This window comes from Pseudomonas sp. ADAK21 (assembly GCF_012935735.1).
In the GTDB taxonomy this organism is placed as follows: Bacteria; Pseudomonadota; Gammaproteobacteria; order Pseudomonadales; family Pseudomonadaceae; genus Aquipseudomonas; species Aquipseudomonas proteolytica.
The window spans coordinates 5,779,654-5,795,215 of record NZ_CP052857.1; the positions used below are offsets into that span (position 1 = coordinate 5,779,654).

The window sequence follows — 15,562 nt, forward strand, 5'->3', positions numbered from 1 at the left end:
GCGATGGCGGTGCAACTGCCACCAACGAGGGTGACTGAACCACCGCTTTCGCGAGCAAGCCCGCTCCCACAGGGGGGCTTTGTTGGGCATAGAGTTTTGTGCCACACCACCATCAAAAGTGGAAGCTGGCTTGCCTGCGATGGCGGTGCAACTGCCACCAACGAGGGTGACTGAACCACCGCTTTCGCGGGCAAGCCCGCTCCCACAGAGGGGTTGGGGTTAGCTGCTGCTATGCCAGTTCGGCGCGCAGTTGCCGCGCAGCGGCGACCATATGAATCAGCGCCGCCTCCGTCTCTGGCCAGGCGCGGGTCTTCAGGCCGCAGTCGGGGTTGACCCACAGTCGTTCGGCCGGGATGCGCTGGGCAGCCTTGCGCAGCAGGTTGGCCATTTCCGAGGCGTCCGGTACTCGTGGCGAGTGGATGTCGTAGACGCCCGGGCCAATGTCATTCGGGTAAGCGAAGGCTTCGAACGCGTCCAACAACTCCATATCCGAACGCGAAGTCTCGATGGTAATCACATCGGCATCCATCGCCGCGATGGACTCGATCACGTCGTTGAATTCGCTGTAGCACATATGGGTATGGATCTGGGTTTCATCCCGTACTCCAGAGGCGCACAGGCGGAAGACTTCGGTCGCCCAGTCCAGGTAGTGTTGCCACTGCGCCCGGCGCAGGGGCAAGCCTTCGCGGAACGCCGCTTCATCAATCTGAACGATCTTGATACCCGCCGCTTCCAGGTCCAGCACTTCGTCACGAATCGCCAACGCCAGTTGCCGGGCCTGCACTTCACGGCTCACGTCCTCCCGGGGGAATGACCACATCAGCATGGTCACAGGGCCAGTCAGCATGCCTTTCATCACCTTGTCGGTCAGGCCTTGAGCGTAGCGGATCCACTCCACCGTCATGGCTTTCGGACGGCTCAGGTCGCCGAAGATCACCGCCGGTTTTACACAGCGCGAACCGTAGCTCTGCACCCAGCCAAAGCGGGTGAACACATAGCCATCCAGTTGCTCGGCAAAATATTCCACCATGTCGTTACGTTCGGCCTCACCGTGCACCAGCACGTCCAGGCCGAGGTTTTCCTGCACTTCAACGGCGTGTTTGATCTCGCTGTGCATCGCTTCGACATATTCAGCCTCGCTCAACTTGCCGGCCTTGAACGACTGGCGCGCCAGGCGGATCGACGCGGTCTGCGGGAACGAGCCAATGGTGGTGGTCGGAAACAACGGCAGGTCGAGGCCGGCGCGCTGCTTGGCGATACGCTGGGCAAACAGCGAATGACGCTGACTGTCCTTGGCGGTGATGGCCGCAACACGCGCTTGTACAGCCGGTTTGTGGATCCGTGGCGAAGCCGCACGCGCTGCCTGCACGGCACGGCTTTGGGCCAAGGCCGCCACGACGTTCGCGGCTTCTGGCTGGTTGATAGCCTGGGCCAGCACGGCCACTTCTGCGCACTTCTGCACGGCGAAGGCCAGCCAGCTCTTCAGCTCGGCATCGAGCTTGTCTTCACGCCCCAGGTCAACCGGGCTATGCAGCAACGAGCAGGACGGCGCGACCCACAAGCGGTCACCCAGGCGTTCATGGGCATGTCGCAAGGTGGCCAGGGCATTTTCCAGGTCGCAGCGCCAGACGTTACGCCCGTTGACTACGCCTAGGGACAGCACCTTATAAGCTGGCAGGCGATCGAGAATCGTCGGGTACTGTTCAGGTGCACGCACCAGGTCAATGTGCAGGCCATCGACCGGCAAGTTGGCCGCCAGGCCGAGGTTCTCTTCCAGGCCGCCAAAGTAAGTGGCCACCAGTTTCTTCAGGGGGTCACGCTGGATCAGGTTGTAGGCGCGTTCAAACGCATTTTTCCAGTCCTGGGGCAAATCGAGCACCAGGATCGGCTCATCAATCTGCACCCACTCCACGCCCAGGTCCGCCAGGCGCTGGAAGATCTGGCCGTACAGCGGCAGCAAGCGGTCGAGCAGGTCGAGCTTGTCGAAGTCCGCGCCCTTGGCCTTGCCCAGCCACAGGTAAGTCAGCGGCCCGATCACTACCGGCTTGACAGTGTGCCCCAGGTCGCGGGCTTCTTTGACTTCGTCGAACAGTTGATCCCAGCCCAGATGGAACTGCTGGTCAGCGCTGAATTCGGGCACCAGGTAGTGGTAGTTGGTATCGAACCACTTGGTCATTTCCTGGGCGTGGGCCCCGCCGCAGCAACTGTCGCTGACACCACGGGCCATGGCAAACAGGGTGTGCAAGGTGGCATGGCCGTCGGCCGGGCGAAAACGCTCGGGGATCACCCCGAACATCAGTGAGTGCGTCAGCACCTGGTCGTACCAGGCAAAATCGCCGGCGGGCAACAACTCGATGCCGGCCTGTTTCTGCAGGTCCCAGTGGCTCTTGCGCAACTCACGGCCGACAGCGCGCAGGCCGGCTTCGTCCAGTTCGCCCTTCCAAAACGCTTCCTGCGCTTTTTTCAGTTCACGATCGCGTCCAATGCGCGGAAATCCAAGGGAATGAGCGACTGCCATGACAAAAAACTCCAATGTGTGGGTATGGGAGCTATTGTCGGTAGCGCGGCATCATGAGACAAACTCGTTTTATTGCAGATGATCAAGAATTTTGCTCATGATCGAGGTGCCGTTGTCGGGTGCGCGAAACGAAAGTCCCACCAATTGGATGAGGTCGGCTTTTTCTCGACCACGGGTGGATAGAGCGAGCGGGCAAATTTGATGTCGCCTTCGGATAGCTCGTTGTTGTCCTGGATGGCGTTTCCATCGTTGAGCCAAGATGAAGAGAAGCCATAATGCATGACGGACTTACGATCATAATCAGACGAAATAACATCCGAATCCAATAGCTCAAAATTCAGTTTTACTTCCTCCGCCCCTCCTTTATCTACATAGGCCTTGTTAATTTCCGACCAATTAATATCTAAATCACGGTTTTTGTGTTGGTGTTCATGTTGCAGACCCAAAGCATGACCGAACTCATGCAGCACCGTACCGGCGTTGAAATCATTGAGCCCGCCCTTGAAGCCAATAACCATTGTCGGCTTATCGGCCGGTGCCCGCAGCGCCCGGGTGCCTATGTGTGAACTTCCGCCTTCAAGCCCATTATCTGCAGCAATCCTAATATCTGCGTCGGGATCACTGGTGAACTCAAAACTCAAATTGACATGAGGAGCCCATTTGTTGATATGGGTCTTTGTAAATTCTTCTTGCTCTTTGGTCATGCCCGTCATGGAAATTCTTATTATTGACTGTTGCGGCCATAACGTACTTTTAGTGGCAACCCCACGTTTGTTTCTGGAAAGTGCGGATGCATCCATGTTGCCCGTTGTATCGGGGCTATCGTTGGGTGTGTAGCACGGTAGAAAAGCACTTGAATGAGCATTCGGATTAATTGTCACAGTAACGACTCCTTGAGCAGATACATTTTCTGTTAACCGGTGTAGGTGTTAAGGAGTGGAGTTGACTGCGCTGCAGGTTCCAGCGGTGTTGTTGCAGAGGTTTTCGGGTGAACATCGCAAGTGGCGCTCATGATCAAACATGCATCTGGCAACCAAACCACTGCCTCTCCCCTGCCCGCCGGACGGGCAGCGGCCGAAGGTTGCAGACACCAGGGCAGATGGCCCGCCACCAACGTGCTCTGCCGGCCGCCATCGCCGGCAAGCCGGCTCCTACAAAAGGGCGACGGGGCTGGCGTATCAATGGCGTCAACCTGCAAATTCCGCTGACTAACCTTTCGATCCTGACGAAGTGCGGGCACAATGCCTGTCCTTTTTTGGCAGGCTCCGCCACAGGCTCTGAAAAATGATCAAAACCCCGTATTACCTCATCGACAAACAGAAACTTCTGACCAACATGCAGAAGATCGCCTACGTGCGCGAGCAGTCCGGCGCCAAGGCGCTGCTGGCACTCAAGTGCTTTGCCACCTGGTCGGTGTTCGATCTGATGCAGGAATACATGGACGGCACCACGTCCTCGTCGCTGTATGAGCTCAAGCTCGGTCGCCAGAAGTTCGAAGGTGAAGCCCACGCCTATAGCGTGGCCTGGGCCGACGATGAGATCGAGGAGATGCTCGACAACTGCGACAAGATCATCTTCAACTCCATCAGCCAGCTGCAGCGCTTTGCCGAGCGCAGCGAGGGCAAGACCCGTGGCCTGCGCGTCAACCCGCAAGTGAGCAGCTCCGACTACCTGCTGGCCGACCCGGCGCGCCCCTTCAGCCGCCTGGGCGAGTGGGACCCGGTGAAGATCGAAGGCGTGATCGAGCAGATCTCGGGCTTCATGTTCCACAACAACTGTGAGAACGGTGACTTCGAACTGTTCGACAAGATGCTGGGCACCATCGAAGAACGCTTCGGCGCGCTGCTGCACAAGGTCAACTGGGTCAGCCTCGGCGGTGGCATCCACTTTACCGGTGAAGGCTACGCAATCGATGCATTCTGCCAACGCCTCAAGGCGTTCTCGCAGAAGTACGACGTGCAGGTGTACCTGGAACCCGGCGAAGCGGCGATCACCAACAGCGCTTCCCTGGAAGTCACCGTGCTCGACACCCTCTACAACGGCAAAAACCTCGCCGTGGTCGACAGCTCCATCGAAGCCCACTTGCTGGACCTGCTGATCTATCGCCTCAACGCCAAGCTGGCGCCAAGCACCGGCGAGCACACGTACATGGTGTGCGGCAAGTCGTGCCTGGCCGGGGACATCTTCGGCGAATACCAATTTGATCAGCCGCTGGCCATCGGCGATCGACTGTCGTTCATCGACACGGCAGGCTACACCATGGTCAAGAAAAACTGGTTCAACGGCCTGAAAATGCCGTCCATCGTAGTGAAACAACTCGACGGTACAGTCGAAGTGGTTCGTGAATTTGGTTACGACGACTACCTGTCCAGCCTTTCGTAAAGCGGACAGATAAAGGAGAGATAAAGCAATTGAAAAAGAACGTTCTTATCATTGGTGCAGGAGGTGTCGCCAAGGTGGTGGCCCACAAGTGCGCGCAGCACAACGACGAACTCGGTCGGATTGCTATCGCGTCGCGCAACATCTCCAAATGCCAGGCCATCATCGACAGCGTCAAGGCCAAGGGTAGCCTCAAGGTACCCGCCCAGATCCAGGCCTTTGCGCTGAACGCTTTGGACGTGGAAGCGACCAAGGCACTGATCCGCGAAACCCAATCGCAGATCGTCATCAACGTCGGCTCCGCCTTCCTCAACATGTCGGTACTGCGTGCCTGCATCGATACCGGCGTGGCTTACCTGGACACCGCCATCCACGAAGAGCCGGGCAAGGTCTGCGAGACCCCGCCGTGGTACGGCAACTACGAGTGGAACCACCTGGAGGAATGCAAGCAGAAGAACATCACTGCGATCCTCGGTGTGGGTTTTGACCCAGGTGTGGTCAACGCCTATGCGGCGCTGGCGCAACAACAGCATTTTGACCGCATTGATTCGATCGATATTCTCGACGTCAATGCCGGCAGCCACGGCAAATATTTCGCCACCAATTTCGACCCGGAAATCAACTTCCGCGAATTCACCGGACAGGTGTGGAGCTGGCAGAACAGCCAGTGGACCAGCAACACCATGTTCGAAGTCAAACGTACCGACGACCTGCCGGTAGTCGGTTCGCAGAACCTGTACCTGACCGGCCACGATGAAGTGCACTCGTTGTCGAAAAACCTCGACGTGCCCAACGTGCGGTTCTGGATGAGCTTCGGCGAACACTACATCAATGTGTTCACCGTACTGAAAAACCTCGGCCTGCTCTCCGAGAAGCCGGTCACCACCGCCGAAGGCCTGGAAGTGGTGCCATTGAAACTGGTCAAGGCCGTGCTGCCTGATCCGTCTTCCCTGGCACCGGGCTACACCGGCAAGACCTGCATTGGCGACCTGGTCAAGGGCACCAAGGATGGCCAGCCGCGCGAGCTGTTCATCTATAACGTGGCCTGCCACGAAGAAGCCTATGCCGAAACCGACAGCCAGGGCATTTCCTACACCGCCGGCGTGCCGCCTGTAGCCGCAGCGCTGCTGGTAGCCCGTGGCGAATGGGATGTGCAACGCATGGCCAACGTCGAAGAACTGCCAGCCGAGCCGTTCCTCAAGGCGCTGGACGTGATGGGCCTGCCGACCCGTATCAAGGACGAGAAAGGCGACCGCGCCTGGGATGCTATCGCCTGATAGCGTCTTGTTCCCAAGATCACTCCCACATCCTGTGGGAGTGATCAAAAAGTATCCCCCAGATCGTTGCAAGGGCAGATATCAAGGCTGCCAGTGCCTAAGCTATCGCAGCACCTTCCAGCACCGTTATGCCCTGTAGGAGCGAGCTTGCTCGCGAAAAACCTGAGAGCACCGCGTTTACCCCGCCAACACCCTTTATCGGTGACGTCTTTCCCAAGCAAACCCGTTCGTACAATTACGGATTGTTGCAGCCGTACTCACACAAACGGTAGTATTGAGAACGATTCACAATACCACCCTTGAGAAAGTCGACCCGTGCAGTCACCTCCAATCCGCAAGCTGGGCTTCTTTTTCAATGACCATCACCGGTGGTTGCTGCAACATATCCAGCATCGCGTGCGTAATCACGCCGACGCCGAAGACACCGCCGCCGATACGTTCTGCCAGATGCTCGCCGCGCGGGTCGATCCCGACAGCATCGAGCAACCCCGGGCCTATCTTTCGACCATTGCGCGTCGGCTGATCTTTGATCGTTACCGCCGCAGTCGCCTGGAAACCGCCTATCTGGAGCGGCTCGCCGCGACCCCCGAGGCGCTGGCGCCCTCCCCCGAAGACCAACTGCAACTGATCCAGGCCCTGGTGGCAATTGACCGCGCCCTCGATGGCCTGCCGCTGATCGTCAAGGCCACCTTCCTTTATAGCCAACTCGACGGCATGAGCTACGTGGCGATTGCGCGCAAGCTGCAATTGTCTGAGCGCACCGTGAGCCGCTATATGAAACAAGCCCTGCGCCAATGCTACCTGGCCGAGATGGCCCCATGAGCAAGGCCCGCCTGGACCCGGTCAGCGAGCAGGCCATTGACTGGATGGTGCGTCTGCGCGCGGGCAAACCGGATGCGTTGCTGCAGGAACGGTTCAACGCCTGGTTGGGCATGGACCCGGCCCACGCCCAAGCCTGGGCCCGCTTGCAGGAGCGCTTGGGCGGATCGTGGAACACCTTGCGCAGCCTCGATAAACGCCTGCCCGGCGAAGCTCGGCAAGTGCTGTTGCAACCCCAGGGTTCACGCCGCGAAGTGCTGCGCGCCATCACGGGCCTGGGCCTGCTGGGTGGCGGCCTGTGGCTGGCGGCGCGCAGCCCGCTGGGTGACGACCTGCTGGCCGACCTGCACACCGCGCGCGGTCAGCGCCAGACCTTCACCCTGCTGGACGGCAGTCGCCTGACCCTGAACGCAGGCAGCGCCGTCGACCTGCAATTCGACCAGCACCAGCGCTTGATCATCCTGCGGCACGGCGAACTGGTGATTCAGGTGGCGGCCGACCCCCAGCGGCCGCTGCGCGTGCGCAGCGCCCAGGGCAGTGTCCAAGCGTTGGGCACGCGCTTCCTCGTGTCCCAGGAGCCAGACGCCACGCGGGTGGTGGTGCTGGAGCATTCGGTCCAGGCGACGCTGCACAACGGCATCCAGCACACCGTGCAGCAAGGCCAATCGGTGCTGCTCCACGCCAACCGCATCGAACCGCTGGCCGGCAACCAGAGCTACCGCGCCGACTGGCTCGCCGGGCACCTGAACGTGCTGGACGACTCCCTGGAACAGGTGGTTAGCGCCCTGCGCCCCTACAGCCGTGGTTTTGTGCGCGTCGACCCGCAGGTACGCGACCTGCGCGTGCAGGGCGTATTCCCCCTCAACGACCCGCACCGGGCCTTCGATGCGCTGGCCGAAACCCTGCCGATCCGGGTGGATCACTACAGCCCGTGGCTGACCCTGATTCGTGCCAGGTAACCCGGGCAAAACTTTTTTATGCAAATCACTCTTATTTGTGTCCGGTTTTCATTTCTCGGCCCACCTATCTCCTGACACGTCCACACCTTCAGGAGAATGCTGTGCTCAACCCTTGGCCCCATGCCCTTTCCGTCGCCGTTGCCCTGGCAACCCTGGCGAGCCCTGCCCTGGTACAGGCCCAAAGCCTGTCTTTCAATTTGCCGGCCGGCCCGCTGGCCCAAACGCTGAACGCCATTGCCAGCCAGAGCGGGCGTATTGTGTCCCTGGACCCGGTGTTGGTGCAGGGCAAGCAGGCCCAGGCGGTGATCGGCCAGATGCCGGCCGAACAGGCCATGGACCGTGCGTTGGCGGGCAGCGGCTTGCAGTTGCGGGTGACCGGGCAAGGCAATTTCAGCGTCGAGCCTGCCGCCGACAGCGGCGCCGCGCTGCAACTGGGCGTGACATCCATTGCCGCCCACAGCATCGACCCCACCATCACTGAAGATTCCGGCTCCTACGCCGCACGGGCCGTGACTATCGGCAAGGGCACCCACACCCTCAAGGAAATCCCCCAGTCGATCACGGTGATGACCCGCAAACAAATGGATGACCAGGGCCTGGTCGACCTCAAGGACGCCGTCAACCAGACCACTGGCCTGGTGGGTGTGCAAGGCGTGGGCAAAGGCATGATCATCACCTCCCGCGGCTTCCAGATCGACGACTGGCAGTACGACGGCGTGCCGATCCCGCGCAATACCTATGCCCTGGGCAACTGGGCCACCCAGGACCTGATCTTCTTCGACCGCCTGGAAGTGCTGCGCGGCGCCTCCGGCCTGCTACAGGGCACCGGCAGCCCGGGTGGCGCAATCAACCTGGTGCGCAAGCGCGGGCAAGCGGCACCCACCGTCGCCCTCACCGCCAAGGCCGGCAGTTGGGACCACTACGGCCTGCAGCTGGACGCCGGCGGCCCGCTGAACCAGAGCGGCACGGTCCGTGGGCGGATGGTGGCGGACGAAGACCAGAGCGACTCCTTCATCGACTACGAATGGAGCAAGACCCACTCGTTGTACGGCGCCCTGGACTTCGACCTGCAGGAAGACACCACCCTGGGGCTGGCCGTCAGCCGCACCAATGCCGAGTCGCGTCCGATGCTGCGCGGCCTGCCACGCTATGCCACCGGCAAGTCGATCGACCTGTCACGTTCGACCTTCACCGGTTCACGCTGGAACCACTCGCAGATCGACGTCACCACCCTGTATGCCGACGTGGAGCACCGCTTCAACGACGACTGGAAGCTCAAAGTCGGCGCGGTACGCATGCATGAAGAAAACACCTCCACCCACCAGCGCGTACAGACCAACAACGAAGGCATCGAAGCCGACGGCGCCGGCGTGTCATATGCCGACTGGTACACCGATTTCGATGGCACCAAGATCGGCCTCGACACCCACCTCACCGGGCGTTTCGAGGCGCTGTCCATGGCGCAGGAAATCACCCTGGGCGGCAACTACTCCAAGTACACCACCAACGACGTCATCGCCCGGACGTTCAATGACAGCACCGATAACATCTTCGACATCAATAACCACCGCCCCGAAGTCACCTACGAAAGCCTGATGAACACCCCTGGCGGCCGCGCAACACCGAGCAAGTACGACATCCGCCAAAAAGGCCTGTATGGCAGCTGGCGCGTCAAGCCGATCGACCCGTTGACCCTGGTACTTGGCGCCCGTGTCAGTTGGTATGACTACAGCTACACCTCCTCGGGCATCACGGCGGTGACCCACGCCACCAGCGTCAACAAACCCAGCACCACCAACGAAACCGGCGAAGTCACGCCCTACGCCGGGATCGTCTACGACCTGAGCCGCGAGTGGGCGGTGTACGCCAGCTACACCGACGTGTTCGAGCCACAGACCCCGCGCGACCTCAGCGGTGCGGTGGTCAAGCCAGTGATTGGCAGCAACTACGAAATCGGCCTCAAGGGCGAGTTGATGGATGGCCGGGTCAACACCTCCCTGGCGCTGTTCCGCTATGACCAGGAAAACCGCGCGATCACCGACTACTCCCTGGGCGAAATCTGCGGCGGCACTTACTGCGCAACGAGTTCCGGCAAGGTGCGCAGCCAAGGCCTGGAAGCAGAAATCAGCGGCGAAGTGCTGAGCGGCCTGCAACTGTTTGCCGGCTATACCTACAACACCACCAAGTACCTCGAAGATCGCGACAACAAAGGCCGAGTGTTCAGCCAATGGACACCCAAGCACATGTTGCGGGTATGGAGCGACTACCAGTTCAGCGGCGACTGGAGCAAGGTCAGCGCCGGGTTGGGCTTCACCACCCAGAGCCATACCCTGGGCTACGAGTACACCTATGACGTGGCGGGCTACACGGTGTGGAATGCGCGCCTGGCCTATCAGCTGACGCCGGAGGTAGGGCTGGCGATGAATGCCAACAACCTGTTCGACAAGACCTACTACGCGTCCGGGTACAACCAGCTCAATGGCAACAACTTCTACGGTGATCCGCGCAATGTGATGTTCAGCGTCAAATACACGCCGCAGTTCTGAGGGGTTGACGCCGGCCCGTTGGGGTAGGCCCGGTTGCTGTTGCAAGCGGGTCTACCCTGGCAATAAGGCTTTGTTAGCCATCAGGTCAATCGCAGTAAACCGTTCTGACTGTCGAGCCCTCTTGTACGAACTTGACGCCTTTGCCACGGCACACAAACGGGTTGGGCGCATTGGCCTCCTTCCCGCCAATCGGGCCCACTCTGGGCGCCTCGACTACCTTCTCGGGTGGAAATAACCAACTGAATACTTGGTCGATCGGAGCGAAAATAGCGATGCCCTCTTCACCTATATTGCCTCCCGGATAGTAGATTCCACCTTTCATCCCCACTGCGTATGTCACTGAAATCGCCAGTACCTGAACGCCCATCAACAGTGCAAAAAAAACCGCTGTCCTTTTCATCTCAACCTCCTCAACCGCATAACCAACACCTTGTGAACGTTCAGGGCAACGGCGCCACCACGGCAATATCGTCTTGTGCACCATCATTGGCCACACCCGCAACATAGGTTCCGCTGAAGGAGATACTGCTCAGGGCGCTCTGCAGTCCACCGCTCAAAGGGGGGATGGGCACGGTAGCGTTGATAGGATCCCAGGTGCAGGCGGTGGCGTATTCATTGCTATTGGTGCAGTCCATCGCCACGGTGTCGTTTTCCGCAAGGCTGAAAGCACGGGTACTGACGCTACCCGGCAAAAACGCGATAGGCCGCACACCAAAACTGGTGGTGGTGTCCGCCCAAAAGAAATCCGTGGTAAAGCCCGTCGGTGCCATGCCTCGCGCCAATACACGCCCGGCGTTGTTCACCGCAACCCCGGTGTTGTTGGCGCCCAACGGTAATGTCAGCAGCCGAGGCGCGCTGGTGGGTGAAGGCCAAAACGCGGCTTTACTGCTATGGTGAGGCGTGGTGGGAAAAGTACAGGTGCCCACGACTTGGTTCAGATCGTTCATACCCACGCCCCAGCATGCAGTTGCCCCGCTTGCCAAAGGCAAGTCAGTGATCGAGTACGCGCTCGCCCCCCGCGTAGCGACTCGAGCCACTGGCTTGCCATTGACCGGACAGTTCAGCAGGAGGCTGGGATAACCGTTGATAGCAGTGTTGTTCACAACGGCACCCTGGCACATGTCGCCCCAACCGGAAATACGCAAGGGTGTCGCAATGCCTGGCATATATAAAACGACAGTGACCGCGCTCGCACCGCTGATACTCAGGCCAAGCACCGCCCCTTGCTGGTTCTGTGCGGTTGCGGCGGTCCGCACATCGGCAGGACGTAACAGGGGGATCAGGAATGTCGCCGGCAATGGGGTCAGCTTGGTCGGCGCGCCACTGGGCGTGGCGGCACTCCAGGTCACGGCAAAATTAATACCGCTCGCATCGGCGCAACTGCCCAGCAGCGATCCGTTGTTGGCAATGGCCCCCACCGCACAAGGCTGATTGGCCACCAACGAAGGCAAGATCTGCTGGGGCCCGGCAGTAGAGGCTGCATACCAGGGCTCGCCATTGGCGCTAGGGTCGTCTTGAGAGCAATTACCCACACTCTGACCACTGTCGTTGACCCCGTTAGTCGCACATTGCGCGCCCGCCGCGTTGCCCAAATTGACAAAAGTCGCCGCATTGACCGCCGCGCTCGAGCCCCACAACAAGGCCCCGCCGCTCACCATCATTGGCAGGATCGCGAATTTAAATAAGTTCTGCATGATCGGTCCGTCCCTGGAAAGTTATTCGTCCTTCAATCCAACGCATACCGATCAGGAACGCGCTGGTTTCAGGAGGAAGTAAGAACCGGGAAAGCCATCACGACAACTGTCAAATCTGACAGGTTTTAAAAAACCAAAAAATGGTCCATAAAGAGCGGTTTTGCCGCAGCCCACCGGATCAACTCACGCCACCCTGGCCGAACCGATAAATCGACAGGCAGTACAGCCCCAGCGCCGCCACCGCCAGCAAGCCCCCGGCCGCGCCGATCCAGGCAAAGCCGAAGTGCCCGCCGACCCAACTGCCGAGCAAGGCCCCGCCACCAATCCCGATGTTGTAGATCCCGGAGAACATGGCCATCGCCACGTCAGTTGCATCCGGCGCCAGCACCAGCACTTTGGACTGCAACGCCAAGCCAAAGGCCATGATCGCCATGCCCCAGAACACGCTCAACACCACCAGGTACGACACATCGCCACTCAACGGCAGAAGCAGCCCCAGGCACAGGGCCAATACCGCCACCGCCACCAGCAGAAAGCGGTAAGGATTGAAGCGGTGCAGCACACTGAACAGCAACGAGCCAATGATCCCCGCCCCGCCAAACACCAACAGCACCAGGGTCACGGCATTGCCGCCCAGGCCGGCGACGCGCTCCACAAAGGGCTCGATATAGCTGTAGGCCGTGAACTGCGCGGTGACCACCATCGCCGTCAACACATACAACGCCACCAGCGCCGGGCGCTTGAACAGCAGCGGCAGGCTACGCAGGGAACCGGAGTTCTGGCTCGGCAACAACGGCAAGGTGCGCGCCAGCCAGAACACCAGCGCGGCGGCAAACCCGGCAATCACTATGAATGTGGTGCGCCAGCCCATGGCTTCGCCCAGCAGGCGCCCTAGGGGGATCCCCAGAACCATTGCCAACGAAGTTCCCGTGGCCAACAGCCCCAAGGCCTGGACCTGCTTGCCCGGCGGCGCCAGACGCACCGCCAGCGACGCGGTGATCGACCAGAACAGCGCATGGGACAAGGCAATGCCGATACGGCTGACCATCAACAAGCCAAAACTGTTGGCCATACTGGAAAGAAGATGGCTGGCGATAAACAGGCCGAACAGCACAATCAGCAACTTGCGCCGCTCGACGTTGCGCGTCAGCAACATCACCGGCAGCGACGTCAATGACACCACCCAGGCATAGATGGTCAGCATCAGACCGACCTTGGGGATCGGCATGTCGAAGCTGGCGCCAATGGCGCTGAGCAAACCGACCGGGACGAATTCAGTGGTGTTGAACACAAAGGCGGCCAGCGCCAGGGCGATGACCGGTTGCCAGTTGGCTTGAGAGGGAGCCGCTGAGGTAGTCATATAAAAACGTTGTACTCGATCAATGGCGTGACAGGCCGTTGGCTTAATCGCCTGATAGATAAGGGACCGGGTGAAACAGTGGTGGATCTTACACGCATTAAAAAGGTGAAGAATCTACTTTCCCCTCCTATGCGGAGATCAGGCCGGCTAGTCTCACCACCACAAATCCCAAGTACCATCAGAAAACCAAAAAGTAATAAAGCTCAACGTACTTATCGCTTCTCGGCCTGTGAGACTGTCAGTTCTTACAGTAGCCACGAAGCTTTCTGCACGTCACGATCGACGTACGTTACGAATCTGCGTGACGAATACAATGATCGGAGAAGCATCATGGCAGAAGGTAAAAATACTCTAGAATCGAATGTGGAAAAGCTGTTCAAAAGCATAGGTATTGGATTTGGGTGCAAGGTCATACATGTAGATAAAACCGGTACGCGTATAGCTACTACTGGGGTCCTCAAAAGTTACGACGTGACCAGCAAAAAATTTGTAATAACTCACCAAGGCAAAGACGAAGAGTTACATATGGACCTCGTAACTGAACTTTCCGAATTCAAAGAGGCAGATATAGTCCCCCCCACTAGAAAAGCGAGACTGGAGAGACTGGCAAGGCTTGACACATATATCACCTACCATACAAACCCAAGCCGCCAAGCAAAAACCCCCAAAGAACTAGCAACCGAGTTCGCATATATCAATGACACAGATATATATTATTTCCGCAACCATGACACTTACACAATAATCAATCAATTAGAGGCCAGCGAAGGGGTTAGCCCATACAAGAAAGAAAAATTTAACGTTAGCACTATTCAACAATTTTCTCGCCTAGCAGATGGCGTTAAATAGGTATTTTGGCTTGAAGGCTTTCACTTCCAGTTTTATACGAGCCAAATTACAGATCAGAAAAAGGGCTATGCGCAAACATAGCCCTTGAGTACCACGATACTTAGCAACAGTTGCTTACTAGTTGATTTGTGCTTTCACCCCAGGAATGGACTCCGGGCGATTGGCGTAACGCTGGGCCAGCACCGCACAGACCATCAACTGGATCTGGTGGAACAGCATCAGCGGCAGGATCAACACGCCCATGGTGCTGCCGGCAAACAGTACCTGCGCCATCGGCACGCCCGTGGCCAGGCTCTTTTTCGAGCCGCAGAACAGGATGGTGATGCGGTCTTCCTGATTGAACCCAAAGACCTTGCCCAACAGCGCGGACGCCAACAGCACCAGTGCCAGCAAGACGCAGCAGGCCACGAGCAAACCGGCCAATTCCCACAACGGAATCTGATGCCAGATGCCTTCATTGACCGCTTCGCTGAACGCGCCGTAGACCACCAGCAGGATCGACCCCTGATCGACGAACTTCAGCCAGTTCTTGTTACGCCCCACCCACTCGCCGATCCAGCGTCGGGCGATCTGCCCGGCGATAAACGGCAGCAGCAGTTGCACGCTGATCTTGAGAATCGCATCCACGGTGGAGCCGCCGTCGCCATGCACATTGAGCAGCAGCGTCACCAGCAACGGCGTAAGGAAAATCCCGAACAGGCTGGACGCCGCCGCGCTGCAAATCGCCGCCGGGATATTGCCCCGCGCCAGCGACGTAAAGGCAATCGCCGACTGCACCGTGGCCGGCAGCGCACACAGATAAAGCATGCCCATGTACAAATCTTTGCCAATCATCGGCGACAGCAACGGCTTGAGGGCCAGGCCCAGCAGCGGGAACAGCACGAAGGTCAGGCTGAACACCAACAGGTGCAAACGCCAGTGCCCGGCACCGGCGATGATGGCCTGGCGTGACAGCTTGGCACCATGCAGGAAAAACAACAGCGCGATGGCCAGGTTGGTCACCCAACCAAAGGCCACGGCAGCCTGGCCGCTGACGGGCAGCAAAGAGGCCAGGGCCACCGTGGCAATCAAGGTCAGGGTGAAGTTATCGGGTAAAAACCGGGGGCGAGTCATGGGCTGTTCTTTCCAGGGGTTGCCAGGGCGTCGTGCCGACTCTAACGT

The 15,562-nt window shown here is 59.1% G+C and carries 12 protein-coding genes; 6 read left to right on the plus strand and 6 right to left on the minus strand.

The window, feature by feature from the left end; translation table 11 throughout:
• Nucleotides 1-229: 229 nt before the first annotated feature.
• Nucleotides 230-2,518, minus strand: a complete 2,289-nt coding sequence (metE, locus tag HKK57_RS26005) for a 5-methyltetrahydropteroyltriglutamate--homocysteine S-methyltransferase (RefSeq protein ID WP_070995915.1) — start codon at nt 2,516-2,518, stop codon at nt 230-232.
• 95 nt (nt 2,519-2,613) lie between these two features.
• Entirely contained in the window at nt 2,614-3,399 is a 786-nt protein-coding gene (locus tag HKK57_RS26010) for a M12 family metallopeptidase (RefSeq protein WP_169391107.1), read from the minus strand.
• 403 nt (nt 3,400-3,802) lie between these two features.
• Here HKK57_RS26010 and HKK57_RS26015 point away from each other — a divergent pair, with 403 nt between their 5' ends.
• From HKK57_RS26015 to HKK57_RS26035, 5 genes are all read left to right on the plus strand, one after another.
• A complete protein-coding gene (locus tag HKK57_RS26015; RefSeq protein ID WP_070995917.1) occupies nt 3,803-4,900 on the plus strand; it encodes a carboxynorspermidine decarboxylase in 1,098 nt (365 codons plus the stop codon).
• A 29-nt stretch (nt 4,901-4,929) separates the two neighbouring features.
• Entirely contained in the window at nt 4,930-6,174 is a 1,245-nt protein-coding gene (locus HKK57_RS26020; protein ID WP_029292938.1) for a saccharopine dehydrogenase family protein, read from the plus strand.
• 315 nt (nt 6,175-6,489) lie between these two features.
• A complete protein-coding gene (locus HKK57_RS26025) occupies nt 6,490-6,996 on the plus strand; it encodes a sigma-70 family RNA polymerase sigma factor (protein ID WP_029292941.1) in 507 nt (168 codons plus the stop codon).
• A complete protein-coding gene (locus tag HKK57_RS26030; protein WP_029292944.1) occupies nt 6,993-7,952 on the plus strand; it encodes a FecR domain-containing protein in 960 nt (319 codons plus the stop codon). The genes HKK57_RS26025 and HKK57_RS26030 overlap by 4 nt, the downstream gene beginning before the upstream one ends.
• 101 nt (nt 7,953-8,053) lie before the next feature.
• Nucleotides 8,054-10,498: a TonB-dependent siderophore receptor gene (locus HKK57_RS26035; protein ID WP_154907378.1), complete on the plus strand. Its 2,445-nt coding sequence runs from the start codon at nt 8,054-8,056 to the stop codon at nt 10,496-10,498.
• Nucleotides 10,499-10,583: 85 nt separating this feature from the next.
• On the opposite strand, the gene HKK57_RS26040 is transcribed toward HKK57_RS26035, so the two are convergent.
• The 3 genes from HKK57_RS26040 to HKK57_RS26050 all read right to left on the minus strand — a co-directional run bounded on the left by HKK57_RS26040 (nt 10,584) and on the right by HKK57_RS26050 (nt 13,552).
• Entirely contained in the window at nt 10,584-10,985 is a 402-nt protein-coding gene (locus tag HKK57_RS26040) for a hypothetical protein (RefSeq protein WP_169389585.1), read from the minus strand.
• Entirely contained in the window at nt 10,939-12,192 is a 1,254-nt protein-coding gene (locus HKK57_RS26045) for a hypothetical protein (RefSeq protein WP_154907376.1), read from the minus strand. The genes HKK57_RS26040 and HKK57_RS26045 overlap by 47 nt, the downstream gene beginning before the upstream one ends.
• 178 nt (nt 12,193-12,370) lie before the next feature.
• Entirely contained in the window at nt 12,371-13,552 is a 1,182-nt protein-coding gene (locus HKK57_RS26050) for a sugar transporter (protein ID WP_169391108.1), read from the minus strand.
• A gap of 330 nt (nt 13,553-13,882) precedes the next feature.
• Between HKK57_RS26050 and HKK57_RS26055 the strand changes: the two genes are divergently transcribed.
• Complete coding sequence (locus HKK57_RS26055) at nt 13,883-14,401, plus strand: hypothetical protein (RefSeq protein ID WP_169391109.1); 519 nt, start codon at nt 13,883-13,885, stop codon at nt 14,399-14,401.
• 117 nt (nt 14,402-14,518) lie between these two features.
• Here the strand turns inward: HKK57_RS26055 and HKK57_RS26060 are convergent, their stop codons facing one another.
• Nucleotides 14,519-15,514, minus strand: coding sequence for a bile acid:sodium symporter family protein (locus tag HKK57_RS26060; RefSeq protein WP_169391110.1), 996 nt, complete (start codon nt 15,512-15,514; stop codon nt 14,519-14,521).
• Nucleotides 15,515-15,562 lie beyond the last annotated feature (48 nt).

Bases quoted from the DNA above. Each gene is read 5' to 3' on its own strand.
- metE (WP_070995915.1), bottom strand. From the start codon at position 2,518: ATGGCAGTCGCTCATTCCCTTGGATTTCCGCGCATTGGACGCGATCGT.
- HKK57_RS26015 (WP_070995917.1), top strand. From the start codon at position 3,803: ATGATCAAAACCCCGTATTACCTCATCGACAAACAGAAACTTCTGACC.
- HKK57_RS26030 (WP_029292944.1), top strand. From the start codon at position 6,993: ATGAGCAAGGCCCGCCTGGACCCGGTCAGCGAGCAGGCCATTGACTGG.
- HKK57_RS26040 (WP_169389585.1), bottom strand. From the start codon at position 10,985: ATGATGGTGCACAAGACGATATTGCCGTGGTGGCGCCGTTGCCCTGAA.
- HKK57_RS26045 (WP_154907376.1), bottom strand. From the start codon at position 12,192: ATGCAGAACTTATTTAAATTCGCGATCCTGCCAATGATGGTGAGCGGC.
- HKK57_RS26050 (WP_169391108.1), bottom strand. From the start codon at position 13,552: ATGACTACCTCAGCGGCTCCCTCTCAAGCCAACTGGCAACCGGTCATC.
- HKK57_RS26055 (WP_169391109.1), top strand. From the start codon at position 13,883: ATGGCAGAAGGTAAAAATACTCTAGAATCGAATGTGGAAAAGCTGTTC.
- HKK57_RS26060 (WP_169391110.1), bottom strand. From the start codon at position 15,514: ATGACTCGCCCCCGGTTTTTACCCGATAACTTCACCCTGACCTTGATT.